This is a genomic window from Streptococcus downei MFe28 (genome assembly GCF_900459175.1).
In the GTDB taxonomy this organism is placed as follows: Bacteria; Bacillota; Bacilli; order Lactobacillales; family Streptococcaceae; genus Streptococcus; species Streptococcus downei.
Genome location: NZ_UHFA01000002.1, coordinates 2,123,427 through 2,139,498, shown reverse-complemented (window position 1 = coordinate 2,139,498; position 16,072 = coordinate 2,123,427). Strand labels below are relative to the sequence as shown.

The 16,072-nt window shown below is 45.3% G+C and carries 11 protein-coding genes and 1 pseudogene; 7 read left to right on the top strand and 5 right to left on the bottom strand.

Annotated features, from left to right (window positions below):
- The first annotated feature begins 284 nt into the window (after window positions 1-284).
- Together rnr and smpB are read left to right on the top strand one after the other, a co-directional pair.
- On the top strand, window positions 285-2,687 hold the full coding sequence (rnr, locus tag DYE66_RS10240) for a ribonuclease R (RefSeq protein ID WP_002996839.1): 2,403 nt from the start codon (window positions 285-287) through the stop codon (window positions 2,685-2,687).
- 68 nt (window positions 2,688-2,755) lie between these two features.
- Window positions 2,756-3,238: an SsrA-binding protein SmpB gene (smpB, locus tag DYE66_RS10235; protein WP_019788436.1), complete on the top strand. Its 483-nt coding sequence runs from the start codon at window positions 2,756-2,758 to the stop codon at window positions 3,236-3,238.
- Window positions 3,239-3,301: 63 nt separating this feature from the next.
- Here the strand turns inward: smpB and DYE66_RS10230 are convergent, their stop codons facing one another.
- The 4 genes and pseudogenes from DYE66_RS10230 to DYE66_RS10215 all read right to left on the bottom strand — a co-directional run bounded on the left by DYE66_RS10230 (window position 3,302) and on the right by DYE66_RS10215 (window position 6,115).
- Window positions 3,302-4,354 (bottom strand): Acg family FMN-binding oxidoreductase, encoded by a 1,053-nt coding sequence (locus DYE66_RS10230; RefSeq protein WP_002997383.1) that lies wholly within the window; start codon window positions 4,352-4,354, stop codon window positions 3,302-3,304.
- A gap of 75 nt (window positions 4,355-4,429) precedes the next feature.
- The gene (locus tag DYE66_RS10225; RefSeq protein ID WP_115325170.1) at window positions 4,430-4,867 is read right to left on the bottom strand and encodes a TetR/AcrR family transcriptional regulator; all 438 of its coding nucleotides are present in this window, start codon (window positions 4,865-4,867) and stop codon (window positions 4,430-4,432) included.
- 142 nt (window positions 4,868-5,009) lie between these two features.
- The gene (gene gloA / locus DYE66_RS10220; RefSeq protein ID WP_019788529.1) at window positions 5,010-5,399 is read right to left on the bottom strand and encodes a lactoylglutathione lyase; all 390 of its coding nucleotides are present in this window, start codon (window positions 5,397-5,399) and stop codon (window positions 5,010-5,012) included.
- A 38-nt stretch (window positions 5,400-5,437) separates the two neighbouring features.
- Window positions 5,438-6,115 (bottom strand): annotated as a pseudogene (locus DYE66_RS10215) (NAD(P)H-dependent oxidoreductase).
- A 464-nt stretch (window positions 6,116-6,579) separates the two neighbouring features.
- Between DYE66_RS10215 and DYE66_RS10210 the strand changes: the two are divergent.
- Together DYE66_RS10210 and DYE66_RS10205 are read left to right on the top strand one after the other, a co-directional pair.
- Window positions 6,580-7,479, top strand: a complete 900-nt coding sequence (locus DYE66_RS10210; RefSeq protein ID WP_002997144.1) for an ROK family protein — start codon at window positions 6,580-6,582, stop codon at window positions 7,477-7,479.
- A gap of 523 nt (window positions 7,480-8,002) precedes the next feature.
- Window positions 8,003-9,544 (top strand): ClC family H(+)/Cl(-) exchange transporter, encoded by a 1,542-nt coding sequence (locus tag DYE66_RS10205; protein WP_002997406.1) that lies wholly within the window; start codon window positions 8,003-8,005, stop codon window positions 9,542-9,544.
- Between the two features lie 126 nt (window positions 9,545-9,670).
- Here DYE66_RS10205 and DYE66_RS10200 read toward each other — a convergent pair whose 3' ends face one another.
- Complete coding sequence (locus DYE66_RS10200; protein ID WP_002996510.1) at window positions 9,671-10,756, bottom strand: M24 family metallopeptidase; 1,086 nt, start codon at window positions 10,754-10,756, stop codon at window positions 9,671-9,673.
- A 237-nt stretch (window positions 10,757-10,993) separates the two neighbouring features.
- Between DYE66_RS10200 and DYE66_RS10195 the strand changes: the two genes are divergently transcribed.
- The 3 genes from DYE66_RS10195 to DYE66_RS10185 all read left to right on the top strand — a co-directional run bounded on the left by DYE66_RS10195 (window position 10,994) and on the right by DYE66_RS10185 (window position 16,009).
- Window positions 10,994-12,643 (top strand): phosphoenolpyruvate carboxykinase (ATP), encoded by a 1,650-nt coding sequence (locus DYE66_RS10195; RefSeq protein ID WP_002996794.1) that lies wholly within the window; start codon window positions 10,994-10,996, stop codon window positions 12,641-12,643.
- Between the two features lie 216 nt (window positions 12,644-12,859).
- A complete protein-coding gene (gene ccpA / locus DYE66_RS10190) occupies window positions 12,860-13,861 on the top strand; it encodes a catabolite control protein A (RefSeq protein WP_002997053.1) in 1,002 nt (333 codons plus the stop codon).
- Between the two features lie 684 nt (window positions 13,862-14,545).
- Window positions 14,546-16,009, top strand: a complete 1,464-nt coding sequence (locus DYE66_RS10185) for an alpha-amylase (protein WP_002996962.1) — start codon at window positions 14,546-14,548, stop codon at window positions 16,007-16,009.
- Window positions 16,010-16,072 lie beyond the last annotated feature (63 nt).

The following is a 16,072-nucleotide window of genomic DNA, read 5'->3' as shown; positions in this document are numbered from 1 at the left end:
GGATTCAAAGAAATCATCCACTGGATCTTTCTTCTTGCGTCCGCACTTTTAAACGACATTCCATTTTCAAAATCGATGCTATTTTGAAAATGGAAGAGTAAGGTAGTTAGGTAACTCGCACTAGCGATTACCGTAGTTTATCAGTGGTTTTTAATCACTGATAAACTTGCTACGTTAGAAAGTATCAAAAAGTTAGTTTTGACTTTAAATGAGTATCAATGAAAATCAAGAAATGAAGAGGATGAAAGGGTAGCGCTAGTAAAACTAGTCCACCCAAAAAGACTATGGAAGAACAAATTATTAACTATTTAAAGGAGCAGGGCAAATCCAGCGTCAATGATTTGGCGGCTGCCTTAGATATGGCTGGCTCTCAGAAATTTCCCCAGCTCATTAAGGTCATCTCCAAACTAGAGAGTAACAAGAAGCTACGCTTTAATCAGGACGGCTATGTCTCTTTGCGTAAGGAAGTCTCCAAGAAAAAGCATGACATTACCATTCAAGGGGTCTTTCGGGCCAACAAGAATGGTTTTGGCTTCCTGCATGTCAGCGATGATGAAGAGGATATGTTTATTGGTCGCAATGATGTTGGCTATGCTATTGATGGCGATACCGTTGAAGTTGTAGTCAAGAAGCCAGCAGACCGTCTAAAGGGAACAGCCGCCGAAGTTCGGGTCGTTGATGTGGTTGACCGAGCGCTTAAGACCGTGGTCGGGAAGTTCGTTCTGGATGACGAACGCCCACCCTACGCTGGTTATATCAAGTCCAAGAATCAAAAGATTTCCCAAAAAATCTACATCAAAAAAGAACCGGTGGCTCTGGACAGCACCGAGGTTCTCAAGGTTGAGATTGACAAGTATCCGACCCGCCATCATGATTATTTCGTCGCCCATGTGTCTGATATTGTTGGCCACAAGGATGATGTTGGGATTGATGTGCTGGAAGTTCTGGAATCCATGGATATTGTCTCTGAATTTCCAGAAGCCGTCATGGCAGAGGCCCAGGCTATTCCTGATGCTCCGTCTGAGAGCGATTTTGAAGATCGCTTGGACCTGCGCGATGAGATTACCTTTACCATTGATGGCAAGGAAGCCAAGGACTTGGACGATGCCGTCCATATCAAGAGGTTACCCAATGGCAACTTTGAACTGGGGGTCCATATCGCTGATGTTTCCTATTATGTGACTGAAGGGTCTGCTCTGGACAAGGAAGCTGTTGCCCGTGGGACTTCCGTCTATGTGACCGACCGAGTGGTGCCAATGTTACCTGAGCGCCTCTCCAATGGTATCTGTTCCCTCAATCCTAATGTGGATCGGCTGACCCAGTCGGCTATTATGGAAATCAATCCCCAAGGTAAGGTAGTTAAGCACACCATCACCCAGACCGTGATCAAGACCTCCTTTAGGATGACCTACGATGATGTCAACCAGATGTTGGCTGGCAACCAAGAAGTTATTTCCCAGTTTAAGCCAATTATGGACTCTGTCAATGCTATGGCTGAGCTCCATAAGATTTTAGTCGAGATGCGGATTAAGCGGGGTGCCCTAGATTTTGACCGTCCTGAAGCAAGGATTTTGGTGGATGATAAGGGTCTGCCAACGGATGTAGTCGTCCGTGACCGTGGAACGGCTGAGCGGATGATTGAGTCCTTCATGCTAGCCGCCAATGAGTGTGTGGCTGAGCATTTTGCTAAAAGGAAGCTTCCTTTTATCTATCGGATTCACGAGACGCCCAAGGCCGAGAAGTTGCAGAAGTTCATAGACTACGCCTCCCTCTTTGGTGTGCCCATCTATGGAACAGCCAACAGTCTAGGCCAGAAGGCCCTGCAGGAATTCATGGCCCAAATTGCTGGTCAACCTGGTCACGAAGTTATGTCCATGATGTTGCTACGCTCCATGCAACAGGCCCGCTACTCTGAAGACAACCATGGCCACTATGGCTTGGCGGCTGATTATTATACCCACTTTACCAGTCCTATTCGCCGTTACCCCGACCTTCTGGTCCACCGTATGGTGCGGGAATACAGCGATTTGACCGAGGAGAAGAAGGAACACTTCCAGGAGATAATTCCGGAATTGGCCAGCTCCTCTTCAAACCTGGAACGCCGAGCTATTGATGCCGAGCGGACGGTTGAGGCCATGAAGAAGGCCGAATATATGGCTGACCAAGTTGGCCAAGAGTTTGAAGCCGTGGTAGCTAGCGTGGTCAAATTTGGTATGTTCATCGAATTGCCTAATACCATTGAAGGTCTGGTTCACATCACCACCCTGCCTGAATTTTACAATTACAATGAGCGGACCATGACCCTGCAAGGGGAAAAGTCTGGCAAGGTCTTCCGTGTCGGCCAAAAAGTTAAGGTCAAATTGACCCGAGCTGATAAGGAAACGGGAGACATTGACTTTGCCTATCTCCCTAGTGACCTTGATGTCATTGAAAAGGTTGACAGACAGGCCAGAAAGGCCCGTGAGGATAAGGCCAAGGAATTTCGCCGCAATCGTCAAGGTTCAGGCAAACGCCGTTTTGACAAGAAGCAAAATCGCTTTGGCGACAAGGACCAGTCCAGCAAGGGCAAGTGGGACAAGAAGCCTAAGGACCACAAGAAGAAAAAGCCCGACAAGCGCAAGAATCAGAACCGCCCCCACAATGATAAAAAGGGACGCGAATCTGGTCGCCGGCGTAAGAAGCGCTAATGTAAGCTGATGCTGGTGGTCGGGCTGGCTCCAAGCTAGAAGAAGAAAATCTGTAAGAAGGGAGAATTATGGCTAAAAAACCAAGTCAAACTAATAATGTTCTGGCCCAGAATAAAAAGGCTAGACACGATTATTCCATCGTTGATACCATTGAGGCTGGCATGGTCCTGACTGGGACCGAGATTAAGTCGGTTCGGGCCTCTCGCATCCAACTCAAAGATGGCTACGCCCAGATTAAAAATGGCCAAGCCTGGCTGGTCAATGTTCATATTGCTCCCTTTGAGCAGGGCAATATCTGGAACCAGGACCCTGAGCGGACCCGCAAGCTTCTCTTGAAGAAGCGAGAAATTACCCGACTTGAGAATGAACTCAAAGGGACAGGTATGACTCTGATTCCCCTCAAGGTCTATATCAAGCGAGGTTTCGCCAAGATTTTGCTTGGCCTAGCCAAGGGGAAACACGATTATGACAAACGCGAGTCCATCAAACGTCGTGACCAAGAGCGCGATATGAAACGGGTCATGAAGAATTTTAATGGACGGCAGAAATAAATAGACAAACAGGCAGGCCGTTGATGGCTGCCTGTTTTTTGTCAATAAATTTTATAGGGTGTTTCAGTCCTCTTCCACTCGAATATAGTCTTTCAGATCACGGCGGACACCAGAATTTTCACCATAAGACTCAATATACCCTGCCCGTAAAATCATTTGAACAGGCTCATCAACTTGCAAATCCTTCTCAAGATTTTTGTTATAGTCAGAGACTTCAATCATAGCACTGATGGGTTGGATGGCAATCCCTTTTTTGGTGCAATCGTACCAAAAAGCTTGCACTTGGCGACCAGTTGCAATCCAATCTTCTATGGTTTGCTTTCCTGTCATTACAAAGAAACCAGCACAGTTATTGACTTGTTTTTTCAGGGTAGATAGGCTTTGTTTGGCAAATCCTTGATTAGTAGCATTCTGATGGTTGGTGGTCATAAAGTATAGGGATTTCAAAAGAGGATTGAGCCCCAACACGTCTCCTGAAATTCCATCTTTCTTTTTTTCAGTCTCTTGGTTGGAAAATCTGAGCCAGTCACTCTGCTCCTTTAAAAAATCCGAGCTTTCTGACTGCTTTTTGACCGCCCTGATGCTACCCTCTTTTAGGTAGGTAAATTTTTGACTTGACCTAGGATAGTAGTGGAGATTCTTATATCGCTTGGTCGCTTGAGAAATAAAATCTTTATCAAGTTTCCTAGCCAGATACTTTCTTTTATCTGTATGCCGTTTCTTAATAAGGTCAACTTGTTGTTGGTCATTTTTTTCATGATCCCCTTTTTGGTAGTTAGAGATAATAGCTTGGTAGTGGTTGCTGGCCGAAGGGGAGGTTTGTCTTAAGTCGACTTTATAACCGTAGGCCTCAAAGGCCGTCTTTAAGGACTGAATATAGCAACCAAGAGAAATATAAAGTTCCCTATTTTTAGGGTCAACGACATCTAAAGAACGTTTTTTATCCAGGGAGACCGTCAACTCACCCTGGTTGGGCTTCACGGTCACCTTCCAACTTTGGATGTTATGAGAATTAGCCGCAAAAGAACCATAGTAGAGAGCCTCTTCAATATCTGATGGGACCCCTTTTAAATGAATGTCGGTTTGAATAGTGGCTTTCCTTCCAATCGTAAGCATAGATATTCCTCCTGTGAGTATGACGACGATAGGAAATAGCAGAAGAATCAGACTCATCCTTTTTTTCATAATAAGCTAGCCTTTCTTAAAAGCAAGCAAGAGATTTAGGTACTCCTCGTTTAAAAAATCTTGATTATCTAGGCTCAGAAGTTGATAATAGGCCTTTTTATTACCAGCCATGCGAATAATACCCGAAAGAGCACTCCAGAAAAAGATGGTCAGGTGATTAATGTTCAGCCCTTCCTGCAAATAATTAAGTTCAATACCGTATTGGACAAAACGGCTGATTAGCTGGTTCATTTCCAAACCCAATTGGTATATATCTTTATAGATTTGTGGTGTTTCTTCCTTATTTTTAAAGTAGACATAGAGGGTTGCCTTGCTGTAACCTGCAGCTTTGGCAATCATATCAACAGTTGTCGCTGCCAGCCCCTTGCCGATAAAGAGCTGGTGGGCCGCTTGAGCAATAGCCCTGCGGTGAGCTTCTACGGGTTCCTTTTTTCGTCTAGCCATAGTCGTTTTCCTTTTTATCCTATTTAATTAAACCGTTGGTTTAATTAAATATAGGACTTAACGGTAAATTTGTCACCCAAAAAAAGCTCCACAGGACCTGAACCTTTGTGTCTAAGGTAACTGTGGAGCGTTTTTCTTTTAATCAATCCAAAAACTGTTTAAGCCGGATCACTTCAATCTTATAGCCGTCTGGGTCGGTGATGAAGTAGTACATCTTGGGTTTGCCAGGTAAGCCCTTGAGGTCGGTGACGGTGTAGCCAGCTACTTGGTGAGCCTGGTGGCTGGCTTCCAGGTCGTCAACACCAACAGCGATATGGCCATAGCCATCACCTAGGTCATAGTCACCATGGCCGTAGTTGTAGGTTAATTCCAGTTCGTAGTCTGGGTCATCTTCAAAGGCCAGGTAAACTAGGGTAAATTCATATTCAGGGAAATCATTGCGTCGGACTTCCTTAAAATTGAGGGCATCCTGATAAAATTTGATGGAGACTTCTAGGTCCTTGACACGAACGCAGGTGTGTAAAAATTTCATAAGTGCTAACTCTCTTTCTAATAATGATGCTTAAGGGATTAGTCCAACCAAGTGATGACATCTTCCCTCGGCTTGCGACTTCTTGGGTGTTTGGGGTCTCGCAGACGATAACCAAAGGAAACCATGCTGGCAATACCTTCCTTATCAGGTTTGATAATCTGGTGTTTGGCCAAGATGGCATTGACCTGATCATAATCAAAACCTTCAATAGGGCAGGAATCAATTCCCATCAGGGCAGCAGAGGTCATCATATTGGCTAGGGCAATGTAGGTCTGCTTGGCCGTCCAGTCAAAGAGGGTTCGAGGATTGTCGGCCAGTTTCATATCCTTTTCTTGGAAGGACTTGTAGAGGGCTAGGCGAGCTTCCAGGTCTGCCGAATCGGTAATTCCTCAGCGAATTAAGCTTTCCCTAATAGGCTGACTATCGTAGCGGACATCTTTTTCAGCCAGAAGAAGGACAAAATGGCTGGCAGTATCTAGCTGGTACTGAGCGCCCCAAGCAACTTCCTTGAGCTCAGGAGCCAAATCTTTAATGTGCTGGCGGTCTAGAACGACAAAGCGCCAGCCTTCTAGGCCGATAGAAGAGGGACTAAGCCAAGCTGTGTCAAGAATAGCTTCCATATCCTCCCGAGGGATTTCTTGATCCTTGTAAACACGGACCGCTACTCGCCGGTCAAAGGCCTGGCGAATCTGTTTTTTTATAGCATCATTTATCATGTCTTACCTACCTTCCAGAGGTTGAGTGAGGGCCAGCCTCACTATTTTTGTATGAACCATCAATTTTTTGGGAGTGGAAGTGGTGATTTAGCCCAGCGGGTACTCTAAAAATGAGAAAGAGTGACCAATCTGCTGGGCTCCTTAAAGCTAGGAAGCTTTCTTTCAGGATTTTTCAATTTTGAAAGGAAGTTGTAGTAAGTGGGGCTGATTAGTTAGGAACTAGTCTAGCCACCCCCTACTAATGTGAAAAACCCTAGGGAAAATGGCTGGTTGTTTCCTGACGATGTCAATCCTAATTCCCCAAACTTACCTGTTTTGAGTACCAAGCTAAAGTCTTCCTGGCTGGTCCTTCCCCTCCCAGCTTTTATGCTTTCATGATAACATTTTCCGAAAATTCCTGCCAATCTTAGGAAAAATTGTGATAAGATTAACTTAGAAGCATTCCAAAGGAAGGTGAGACTAGTATGATAGTTTTGCCCATAGATATAGGAGGAACGCAAATCAAGTCGGGACTGGTTTCTGATGATTATCAAATCGAAGCGACCTTTCCTCCCCTGCCTTCTCCAGATAATCTGTCAGACTGTCTGGCTCTCTTTGACGACCTTATCCAACCGGTCCTGTTGCAGATTTCGGGGATTGCCATCAGTGCCCCTGGAACCATTGATACCAAGCAGTCCATTATCTATTACGGCGGCACCCTGCCCTTTCTTCATGACTTTAAAGTTAAGGACTATTTTGCCAAAACCTATGGCCTGCCAGCTAGTGCCCTTAATGATGGCAAGGCAGCTGTTCTAGCTGAGCTGGCAAGGGGGAATTTGCAGGGCTGTCAAAATGCTGCTGCTCTGGTACTAGGAACCGGTCTGGGTGGTGGTCTGGTCTTAAATGGTCAACTCTATCAAGGCACTCATTTTCAAGCTGGTGAGTTGACCTTTCTCTTACCTCCAAAATTAGCCAAGATTGAGATTGGCGAGATGCGTGGTGTTGAGGTGTCAGCTGTCGCTCTCGTTCAGCGATTGGCCGAGCTTCTTGGTCTGGCTGATAAAACCGATGGCAGGTCCGTGTTTCAAGCCCTCGAGCAGAAAGATAAGCGGGTCTATTCAATTTTTGAAGACTACTGTCGCTATGTGGCCCTGACCATTCTCAACCTACAGACGACCCTAGATCTAGAACGCTTCGCCATCGGCGGAGGTATTAGTGCCCAGCCCCTGCTTTTAGAGGAAATTAACCGACAGTTTGACCGACTTAAGGAGGAGGTAGCCCCTGTCAGCACCATCATCGAAAGGCCAGACATCGTCGCCTGTCGCCACCATAATCATGCCAATTTAATTGGGGCAGCCTATCTTTTCCAGACCGAGCAGGGCTAAGGATTTAAAAGGATGTAAAATGCTACAGGTGACATCAGACCTTCTCTGCAAAAGCAGCTAGGCTCATGAGAAGAAGTTTGAGGGGTGCCCAAGGTTAGGGGTCTTGCCTATCAGGCTTCATTTTTCAGCTAATACTCTTCAAAAATCAAAACAATCCCATGGATAAAGTCACTCTATGATTTCTCTTTAGAGTGACTACGAAAACTACGATTGTAGTTTTCTATATCCCTGACTAATTTCATAAAAACTGTAATATTGACAGTTTTTACTCTATGTCGCATCGTTAACTCACTTTGCCGTACCTGCTGAGGAAAGCGAAGCTTTCCCTATTTCCAACCTCCAAAGGTCTTCCAGACCTTTGGAGCTACCTGCAGTTCGTGCGACGCAGAGCAAAGTTGGTCGATTTCACCAATTTTGCGAGGTTAGTAAGGGAGCTAGGCAATCTCCACAGCGATTGCCGTTAGCTATTTTTGATTTTTATTGAGTATAAGCTATGTCAAAAAATTCAGTTAAAGGAGTTATCATGCAAAATCAACGGAAGGAATTTGGCTATTTATCCAGTTCAATTCTGACCTCCGTTTTTCGAGGAATTTTAGTTGGCCTTTTTTCAGGCTTTACGGTTAGCCTTTTTCGCTATCTCATTACAATTATTTTTGAGCAATTCCAAAAGGGATTTATATTGGCCCACAACCTTCCTTGGATTTTAATCATTATTCTTCTGATTTATCTGATTTTTAGCCTTATTATCGGTCGCTTGATTGTGTCCGAGTCAGACATCAAGGGATCGGGTATCCCACAAGTTGAGGCCGAGCTCAAGGGCCTGATGAGCCAGAACTGGTGGTCCATTCTTTGGAAGAAATTTCTGGCGGGCGTGCTGGGAATCTCCAGCGGTCTTGTGCTGGGGCGTGAAGGACCTAGTATTCAGGTTGGTGCCGTTAGCGGTAAGGGGCTAGCCCGCTACCTCAAGCTCAGTAAATTAGAAGAGCGGACCCTGATTGCTAGTGGGGCAGCAGCAGGGGTTTCAGCTGCCTTCAATGCCCCGATTGCGGGTCTTCTCTTTGTGGTTGAAGAGGTCTATCATCATTTTTCCAGTCGAGTCTGGATTACGGCCCTGTCAGCCAGTCTGACAGCTAATTTGATTTCCTTGCGGGTCTTCGGACAGACCCCAGTTCTAGCCATGCCTGATAACCTGCCAACCCCGCGTTTATCTACCTACATTATTTTTGTCCTTATGGGCCTTCTCTTAGGACTTTTGGCCTACCACTACGAGTGGCTGGTTTTGCGGATGGGTCACTATTACAGTCGTCTGGGAAAAATCTTCCACCTCCAACCTCAATATTACAGTATCATTGCTTTTGTTCTGATTATGCCTCTAGGCTACCTGGCACCCCAGCTCTTAGGCGGGGGTAATGCCTTCGTTCGTTCGCTCTCATCTTTACAGGCTCCAGTTCTTTATTTTCTAGCCTTCTTCTTGCTCCGCTATTTCTACAGTATGATGAGCTATGGCTCAGGCCTACCGGGTGGCATCTTCCTGCCTATTTTGACCCTGGGAGCTTGTCTGGGTGCCTTTTTCGGTAGTGTCTTTCTTCATCTGGGCTGGATTTCGCAAAATGAATTTCCGATTTTCATTATTCTGGGCATGAGTGCCTACTTTGGGGCTATTTCTAAGGCTCCCTTAACGGCCATGATTTTGGTCTGCGAAATGGTTGGCGACCTCCATCACCTTATGGCTTTGGGAACAACAACCCTCCTGGCCTATATCGTCATGGACCTGCTGGGCGGTGCCCCTGTCTATGAGGCTATGCTGGAAAACCTTCTTGAAGGAGACCAGCCCCATGAAGACGATAGTCCTCTGACCTGGATTGAAGTACCTGTTTCCGAAAAAATTGCTGGCAAATCAGTCTATCAGCTGGAATTACCCAAGGATGTCCTCATTACCAGTCAACGTGAAAATGGCAAGAGTCACATCGTTTCAGGCGGGACCAAGCTGATTCTTGGTAATGCCATTAACGTCGTTTTACCAGAAGATAAGATTGACCAAGTCAGACACCTGCTCTTGGACTAATACTCATTAAAGTCAAAATCAGAATTTGAATGAGTATGAGACCTAGATTTTATAGAATATAAAAAGCGAAATCCCGAAAAGGTGGGATTTCGCTTTTGCTATAGTGAATTGGATTTTTGAAGAGTATTAGAGTTCAAAATATTGCAGTTTCTTTGGGGTTTGTGTCAGAGGATTGAAGCCATCCTTGGTGATGTAACCGCAGTCTTCAATTCGTACCCCAACCTTGCCAGGAATATAGATACCAGGTTCAACCGAGAAGCACATGCCCTCTTGGATGACCAGATCATTACCAGCCATGATGGATGGGTATTCGTGGACATCCATTCCCAGGCCGTGGCCCAGGCGGTGGTTGAAGTAGTCCCCGTATCCAGCCTTTTCGATGACCTTGCGGGCAGCTGCATCAACCTCGCTAGCAGTCACGCCTGGTTTGATAAAATCTTGGGCGGTTAGTTGGGCCTCCAGACAGAGCTTGTAAATATCTTCCTTGAAAGGATCAGGACGACCGACCGCAACGGTTCTGGTCATATCAGAGGTATACCCCTCACATACAACGCCAAGATCAAACAGCAGGAAGGCATTATTTTCAATCGGATTCTTGCCAGGGATACCGTGGGGGTTGGCCGCATTCTTACCTGTCAGAACCAAGGTATCAAAGCTCATTTGGCTGATGCCTTTTTTCTTGAGGTCAAATTCAATCTGAGCTACCAGGTCCATTTCCGTCCGACCAGCTCGAATATGGTCAAAACCAACCTTAACGGCGTAGTCGGCATAAACACCAGCCACCAACATCTTGTTGATTTCATCGGTTGACTTAATCAGGCGCATCTCTTGGATAAAGGGGGTCAGGTTTTCAAAGCGACCTAAGAAAACCGATTGCAGGCCATTGAATTTGGTCACATTGAGGTGATCAAATTCGACAAAGATTGATTTGGAATCAATTCTTGGCAGGCTGTAGCGAATCTTTTGCCAAGGATTTTCAGCATCCTGATAACCGACAACCTCAAAATCGACTGTTTGAGAGGCTCTAGCGACCTCTAGTTCAGGGACGAAAAGGATAGGAGTATTGTCGCTGTAGACAAAAAGAAACATCTGGCGTTCATGAGGGTCGCAGTCAAAACCAGTTAGATAATTGACGGTGACAGGGTCTGAAACAATAGCCAGACGAGCCTGATGCCGAGCGATATAGTTACGGATTTGATTGATTTTTGACATGTCAAAACCTCTTTTTCTGAATTAATTCTTGCCTTTATTCTTTCAAAAAATCCCCTAAATTGCAAGGGCTTACTAAAATTTTCCTCTAGGCAGAAATTTCTATCCCTTTTTTGTCTTGTTTTGTGCTAGAATAGACCTGAGAAAATAATTTCTAAATTTTCCAAAAATTTAGCCGGATCAATATAACTAGTTAGGAACTGCCGGCAAAAAATTTCAGGAGCAAGAGGAGGACTAGGAATGGTAACACGTCGAGAATTTGCTAATGAGGAAATGCGGGCAAAGAGCCCTTATTTTTCTCCTTTAAAAACTGTGATTGAAACGGCTTTTTATGAAAATCATGTTAAACCCATTAAGAGTTTGGAGGAAGCTTATCAGCTAGCTTCATCAGCTGCAGGAACGGTCATTTTAGATATGCCGATTATCCACACCAAGGAGTTGGGGCTCCCTTCCTATGCTAGGGTGCTTTTGACCAATTCAGGAGCAGTAGTAGGCCGAACTGCCAGAGCTAGACGGATTTACGGTCGAAATCCAGCTGAGGACCAAAAGCTCCTTTCCCTAGTGCGGGACGCGGTCCTGCAGGCCAAACAGAAGCCTTTCTACCGTTCGTCAGCAGTTGTAGGTCTGGATGAAGATTTCATGGTTAGGGCCCATCTGATGGTACCTGAGGATGAGAGTCCCAACCTTTATTCCTGGCTCTTAAATTTCCAAATTTTGGACGAGACCTTCAAAAATCGCTTGGTCGCTTCTAAGTCCTACAATGAAAATGATATTTTTATCTTCTTTGATCCCGATTGGTCCCATCCTGATTATCCAGATGGCCTCGTTTACTTTGATGTCCAGCATAATTGCGCCATGATATTGGGTCTACGGTATTTTGGTGAGCTCAAAAAGGCCACCCTGACCCTGGCCTGGAGTACCGCCGCCAGAAATGATTATGTTGCCTGTCACGGAGGCTTAAAAATCTTCAGAAAGAAAACAGCTGCTACTGACCCTGCCTATGTTGCTTCCTTCTTTGGCCTGTCTGGTTCGGGAAAGTCGACTCTGACTCATGCCAAGCACAATGGCAAGTATGACATTCAGGTCCTGCATGATGATGCCTTTATCATTTCAACCAAGGATGGTTCCTCCATTGCTTTGGAACCCTCCTATTTTGATAAGACCAATGACTATCCAACGGGGCACCGAGAACAGGATTACTTTGTTACCGTGCAGAATTGCGGGGTGACTCTGGATGCCAACGGCCGCAAGAAATTGGTCACCGAAGACATCCGCAACGGTAACGGTCGAACAGTTAAGTCCCGTTATGCAACGCCCAATCGCGTTGACCGTATCGATGAGCCAATCAAGGCTATTTTCTGGATTATGAAGGATGACAGTCTGCCTCCGCTCCTCAAAATTGATGATCCTGCTTTGGCCACTACCATGGGCTGTACCCTAATGACCAAACGTTCCAATGCGGAAAATCTCTCAGGCCAGCAAAGGGATCTGATTATTGAACCCTTCGCTAATCCATTTCGTGTTTATCCTCTAGTCGAAGATTTTCGAAAGTTCTGCTCTCTTTTCGAGTCAGGTGTTGACTGCTATATCATCAATACCGGCCTCTACATGGGCAAGCATATTCCTAAGGAAGTCTCACTGGACATCATTGAATCTGTCGTTGACGGCCAAGGAACCTTCAAGCCCTTTGGCTCCCTCAAGGGTATCAATTATCTGGAGCTGGAAAAGTACCCTGTGCCGGCCTTCGACCACCACTACAAACAACTGATTCGCGAAAGAATGCAGGTTAGACAAGACTTCCTCCTCTCCTTCAACCAGAAATATCCCCATACGGCCCTGCCGGTTGAAGCAATTTCCAAGATGGAGGCTGTCCTCAAACATCTAGACTAAAGGAAAGGCTTTGTTTACCGAGATTTCGAAAGCTTAATAAATCAAAAATTGAAAGGGCATACAAAAATTTCAAAAAATTGCTTCTTAATTATTGAAAGTGTTTACAAGATGTGATAATATAATCGTGAAAGCGTAATTTTCATATACATCTCTAGCTGCTTTCCAAGAGCTTAAGGCAGCACAGAGCCAGAATTTTCGATAAAGGGGAGAGCTCGCATGAATACTGATGATACCATTACCATTTATGATGTAGCACGTGAAGCCGGTGTTTCCATGGCGACTGTCAGCCGGGTAGTCAATGGCAATAAAAATGTCAAAGAAAACACTCGTAAAAGAGTTTTAGAGGTGATTGATCGGCTGGACTATCGTCCTAATGCCGTTGCCCGCGGTCTGGCCAGTAAGAAGACCACCACGGTGGGGGTTGTCATTCCTAATATTGCTAACAGCTATTTTTCAATTCTGGCTAAGGGGATTGACGATATTGCTTCCATGTACAAATATAATATTGTTCTTGCCTCTAGCGATGAGAATGATGATAATGAAATCAACGTTATCAACACCCTTTTTGCCAAGCAGGTAGATGGCATTATTTTTATGGGGCACCATCTGACCGATAGGGTTCGTCTGGAATTTTCCCGCTCCCGTACACCCGTTGTTTTAGCAGGGACTGTTGATCTTGATAAGCAATTTCCAAGTGTTAATATTGATGAGGAACAGGCTGCCAATGATGCGGTTGCAGATTTGGCTCAGCGCCACAAGAAAATTGCTTTTGTGTCAGGCCCCTTGATTGATGATATTAATGGTAAGCTTCGCCTGACGGGTTATAAGACTGGCCTAAAAAATGCAGGCATGAAATTCCAAGAGAGTCTGGTTTTTGAATCCAATTATTCTTATGAGGAGGGCTTTGCCCTAGCCAAGAGGGTGCTAAATTCTGGAGCAACAGCAGCCTATGTCGGTGAGGATGAATTGGCGGCAGGTCTGCTCAACGGTCTCTTTGAAGCTGGAAAGTCTGTACCAGATGATTTTGAAATTATCACCAGCAATGACTCGCCAATTGTCAAGTACACCCGCCCTAACCTGTCCTCCATCAGTCAGCCGATCTATGACTTGGGTGCCGTCAGTATGCGGATGTTGACCAAGATTATGAACAAGGAAGAGCTGGATGAGCATGACATCATTCTCAACCACGGTATCAGCAAGCGCCAATCCAGCCTCTAAAAAGGCACCGAGTTGAGTAGTACTTATCTCAATAGAAAAGATGAAAGGTCTGTCTTGGCAGACCTTTTCTCATCAGATTGGCTAGCTTTTTTGTTTAATAAATAAGCCAGCTGTGCTAAACTAAGAGACGAAAATTTTAAAAGAGAAATAATATTCAAGGAAAATCGAATTAGCCGAGGAAAGTAGCAATGACATCAAGTCACTAAAGTGACTGATGTCGCAGTAGGTGTCTGCTATCTTTGCACCACTTTGTGGCACAGCAGACAGCTAGTCACCCTTGCTGGGGTAAGACAACGAAGGTTTTGACATCTGTCAAATTCCTTCTGTCTTACTCCCAAACGGCAATCTCCATAGCGATTGCCTAGCTCCCTTACTAACCTCACAAAGTTGTTGAAATCGACCAACTTTGCTCCGCATCGCACGAAGTGAAGATAGCTCAAAAGGTCCCCCAGACCTTTTGAGGTTGGAAATCGGGAAAGCTTTGCTTTCCTCAGTAAGTACAGCAAAGTGAGTTAACGACGCGACATGGAGTAAAAACTGTCAATATTCCAGTTTTTATGAAATTAGTCAGGGATATAGAAAACTACAATCGTAGTTTTCGCAGTCACTCTAATGAGAAATCATAGAGTGACTTTACCCGTGGGAAAATTTTGATTTTCGAAGAGTATAAAAGGGGAGAAAGATATGACAAATGCTACATTAATGCAGTATTTCGAATGGTATCTGCCGGCAGATGGTCAGCACTGGCAGCGTTTGGCAGATGATGCAGGCCATCTTAAAGACCTAGGAATCAGTATGGTTTGGTTGCCACCTGCCTTTAAGGGAACCGGTCCAGATGATGTGGGCTATGGGGTCTATGACCTCTATGATTTGGGAGAATTTGACCAAAAGGGCACCGTAGCAACCAAGTACGGGACCAAGGAAGACTATCTCAGAGCTATCCAGGCCTTGGAAGACTTGGATATTCGAACCATGGCTGATATTGTCCTCAACCACAAGGCTGGAGGAGACAAGAAGGAGCGCTTTGAAGTTATTCAGGTCAATCCTGAAAACCGCATGGAGATGGTTTCCAAAATCTTTGAGATTGAAGCTTGGACCGAATTTGATTTTCCAGGTCGCCATGATACCTACAGTGATTTCAAGTGGCACTGGTACCATTTCACTGGTGTGGACTATGATGCCAGCAATAACCAAAGAGGCATTTACATGATTCAGGGTATCAATAAGGGCTGGGCGGATACCAGTCAGGTTGATAGCGAGAATGGGAACTATGACTACCTCATGTTTGATGATATTGATTTTGAACATCCTGAGGTGGTCGACCATCTCAAAACCTGGGTCAAGTGGTTCATTGAAACGACTGGTGTTTCAGGCTTTCGTTTGGATGCCGTCAAGCATATCAAGGCCAGCTTTATGACCGATTTTATTAGCTACATCAAAGAAGAAGTCAAGCCTGACCTCTATGCCTTTGCGGAATATTGGAAAAATGATGCCCAGGCCAATCTGGATTATATTGAGGAGACCCAAGGGGTTTTTGACCTCGTTGATGTGGTCCTTCACATGAATCTCTTTGAAGCTGGTCAGCAAAAGGAGAATTACGATCTCAGTCAGATTCTTGAAGGTAGCCTGATGCAAAATTCAGAGACCTTTGCCGTGACCTTTGTCGATAACCACGATTCTCAAAGAGGACAGGCTCTGGAATCCTGTGTGGAAGAGTGGTTCAAGCCTGCTGCCTATGCCCTCATTCTCTTGCGTCAGCAGGGGCTACCTTGTGTCTTCTACGGAGATTACTATGGTATTTCTGGTGAGTTTGCCCAGCAGGACTTTAAGCGCGAACTAGACAGCCTCCTCTATGTCCGTAAAAACCACGTTTACGGGGAGCAACTTGATTATTTTGATGATCCCAATTGTATCGGTTGGGTCAATCTAGGGGATGAGGAACATCCAGATGGCTCGGCAGTTGTGATTTCAAATGGGGATGCCAGCTCCAAGCGGATGGAGATGGGAAGTGCCAACGCTGGTAAGACCTTTGTCGACATCATGGATAATTGCCCTGACCAGGTTCAAATTGGTCAGTATGGCTGGGCAGACTTCCCTGTCCAAGGTCAATCCGTCTCCGTCTGGGTCAACCAAGAAGTTATCCAATAATGCTTCTCTAGCGAGGCTAGAGATTGACGTGAAGCTAAAGTTTAGCGAAATGAAATAGACTTT

Bases quoted from the DNA above. Each gene is read 5' to 3' on its own strand.
- rnr (WP_002996839.1), top strand. From the start codon at position 285: ATGGAAGAACAAATTATTAACTATTTAAAGGAGCAGGGCAAATCCAGC.
- smpB (WP_019788436.1), top strand. From the start codon at position 2,756: ATGGCTAAAAAACCAAGTCAAACTAATAATGTTCTGGCCCAGAATAAA.
- DYE66_RS10230 (WP_002997383.1), bottom strand. From the start codon at position 4,354: ATGCTTACGATTGGAAGGAAAGCCACTATTCAAACCGACATTCATTTA.
- DYE66_RS10225 (WP_115325170.1), bottom strand. From the start codon at position 4,867: ATGGCTAGACGAAAAAAGGAACCCGTAGAAGCTCACCGCAGGGCTATT.
- gloA (WP_019788529.1), bottom strand. From the start codon at position 5,399: ATGAAATTTTTACACACCTGCGTTCGTGTCAAGGACCTAGAAGTCTCC.
- DYE66_RS10210 (WP_002997144.1), top strand. From the start codon at position 6,580: ATGATAGTTTTGCCCATAGATATAGGAGGAACGCAAATCAAGTCGGGA.
- DYE66_RS10205 (WP_002997406.1), top strand. From the start codon at position 8,003: ATGCAAAATCAACGGAAGGAATTTGGCTATTTATCCAGTTCAATTCTG.
- DYE66_RS10200 (WP_002996510.1), bottom strand. From the start codon at position 10,756: ATGTCAAAAATCAATCAAATCCGTAACTATATCGCTCGGCATCAGGCT.
- DYE66_RS10195 (WP_002996794.1), top strand. From the start codon at position 10,994: ATGGTAACACGTCGAGAATTTGCTAATGAGGAAATGCGGGCAAAGAGC.
- ccpA (WP_002997053.1), top strand. From the start codon at position 12,860: ATGAATACTGATGATACCATTACCATTTATGATGTAGCACGTGAAGCC.
- DYE66_RS10185 (WP_002996962.1), top strand. From the start codon at position 14,546: ATGACAAATGCTACATTAATGCAGTATTTCGAATGGTATCTGCCGGCA.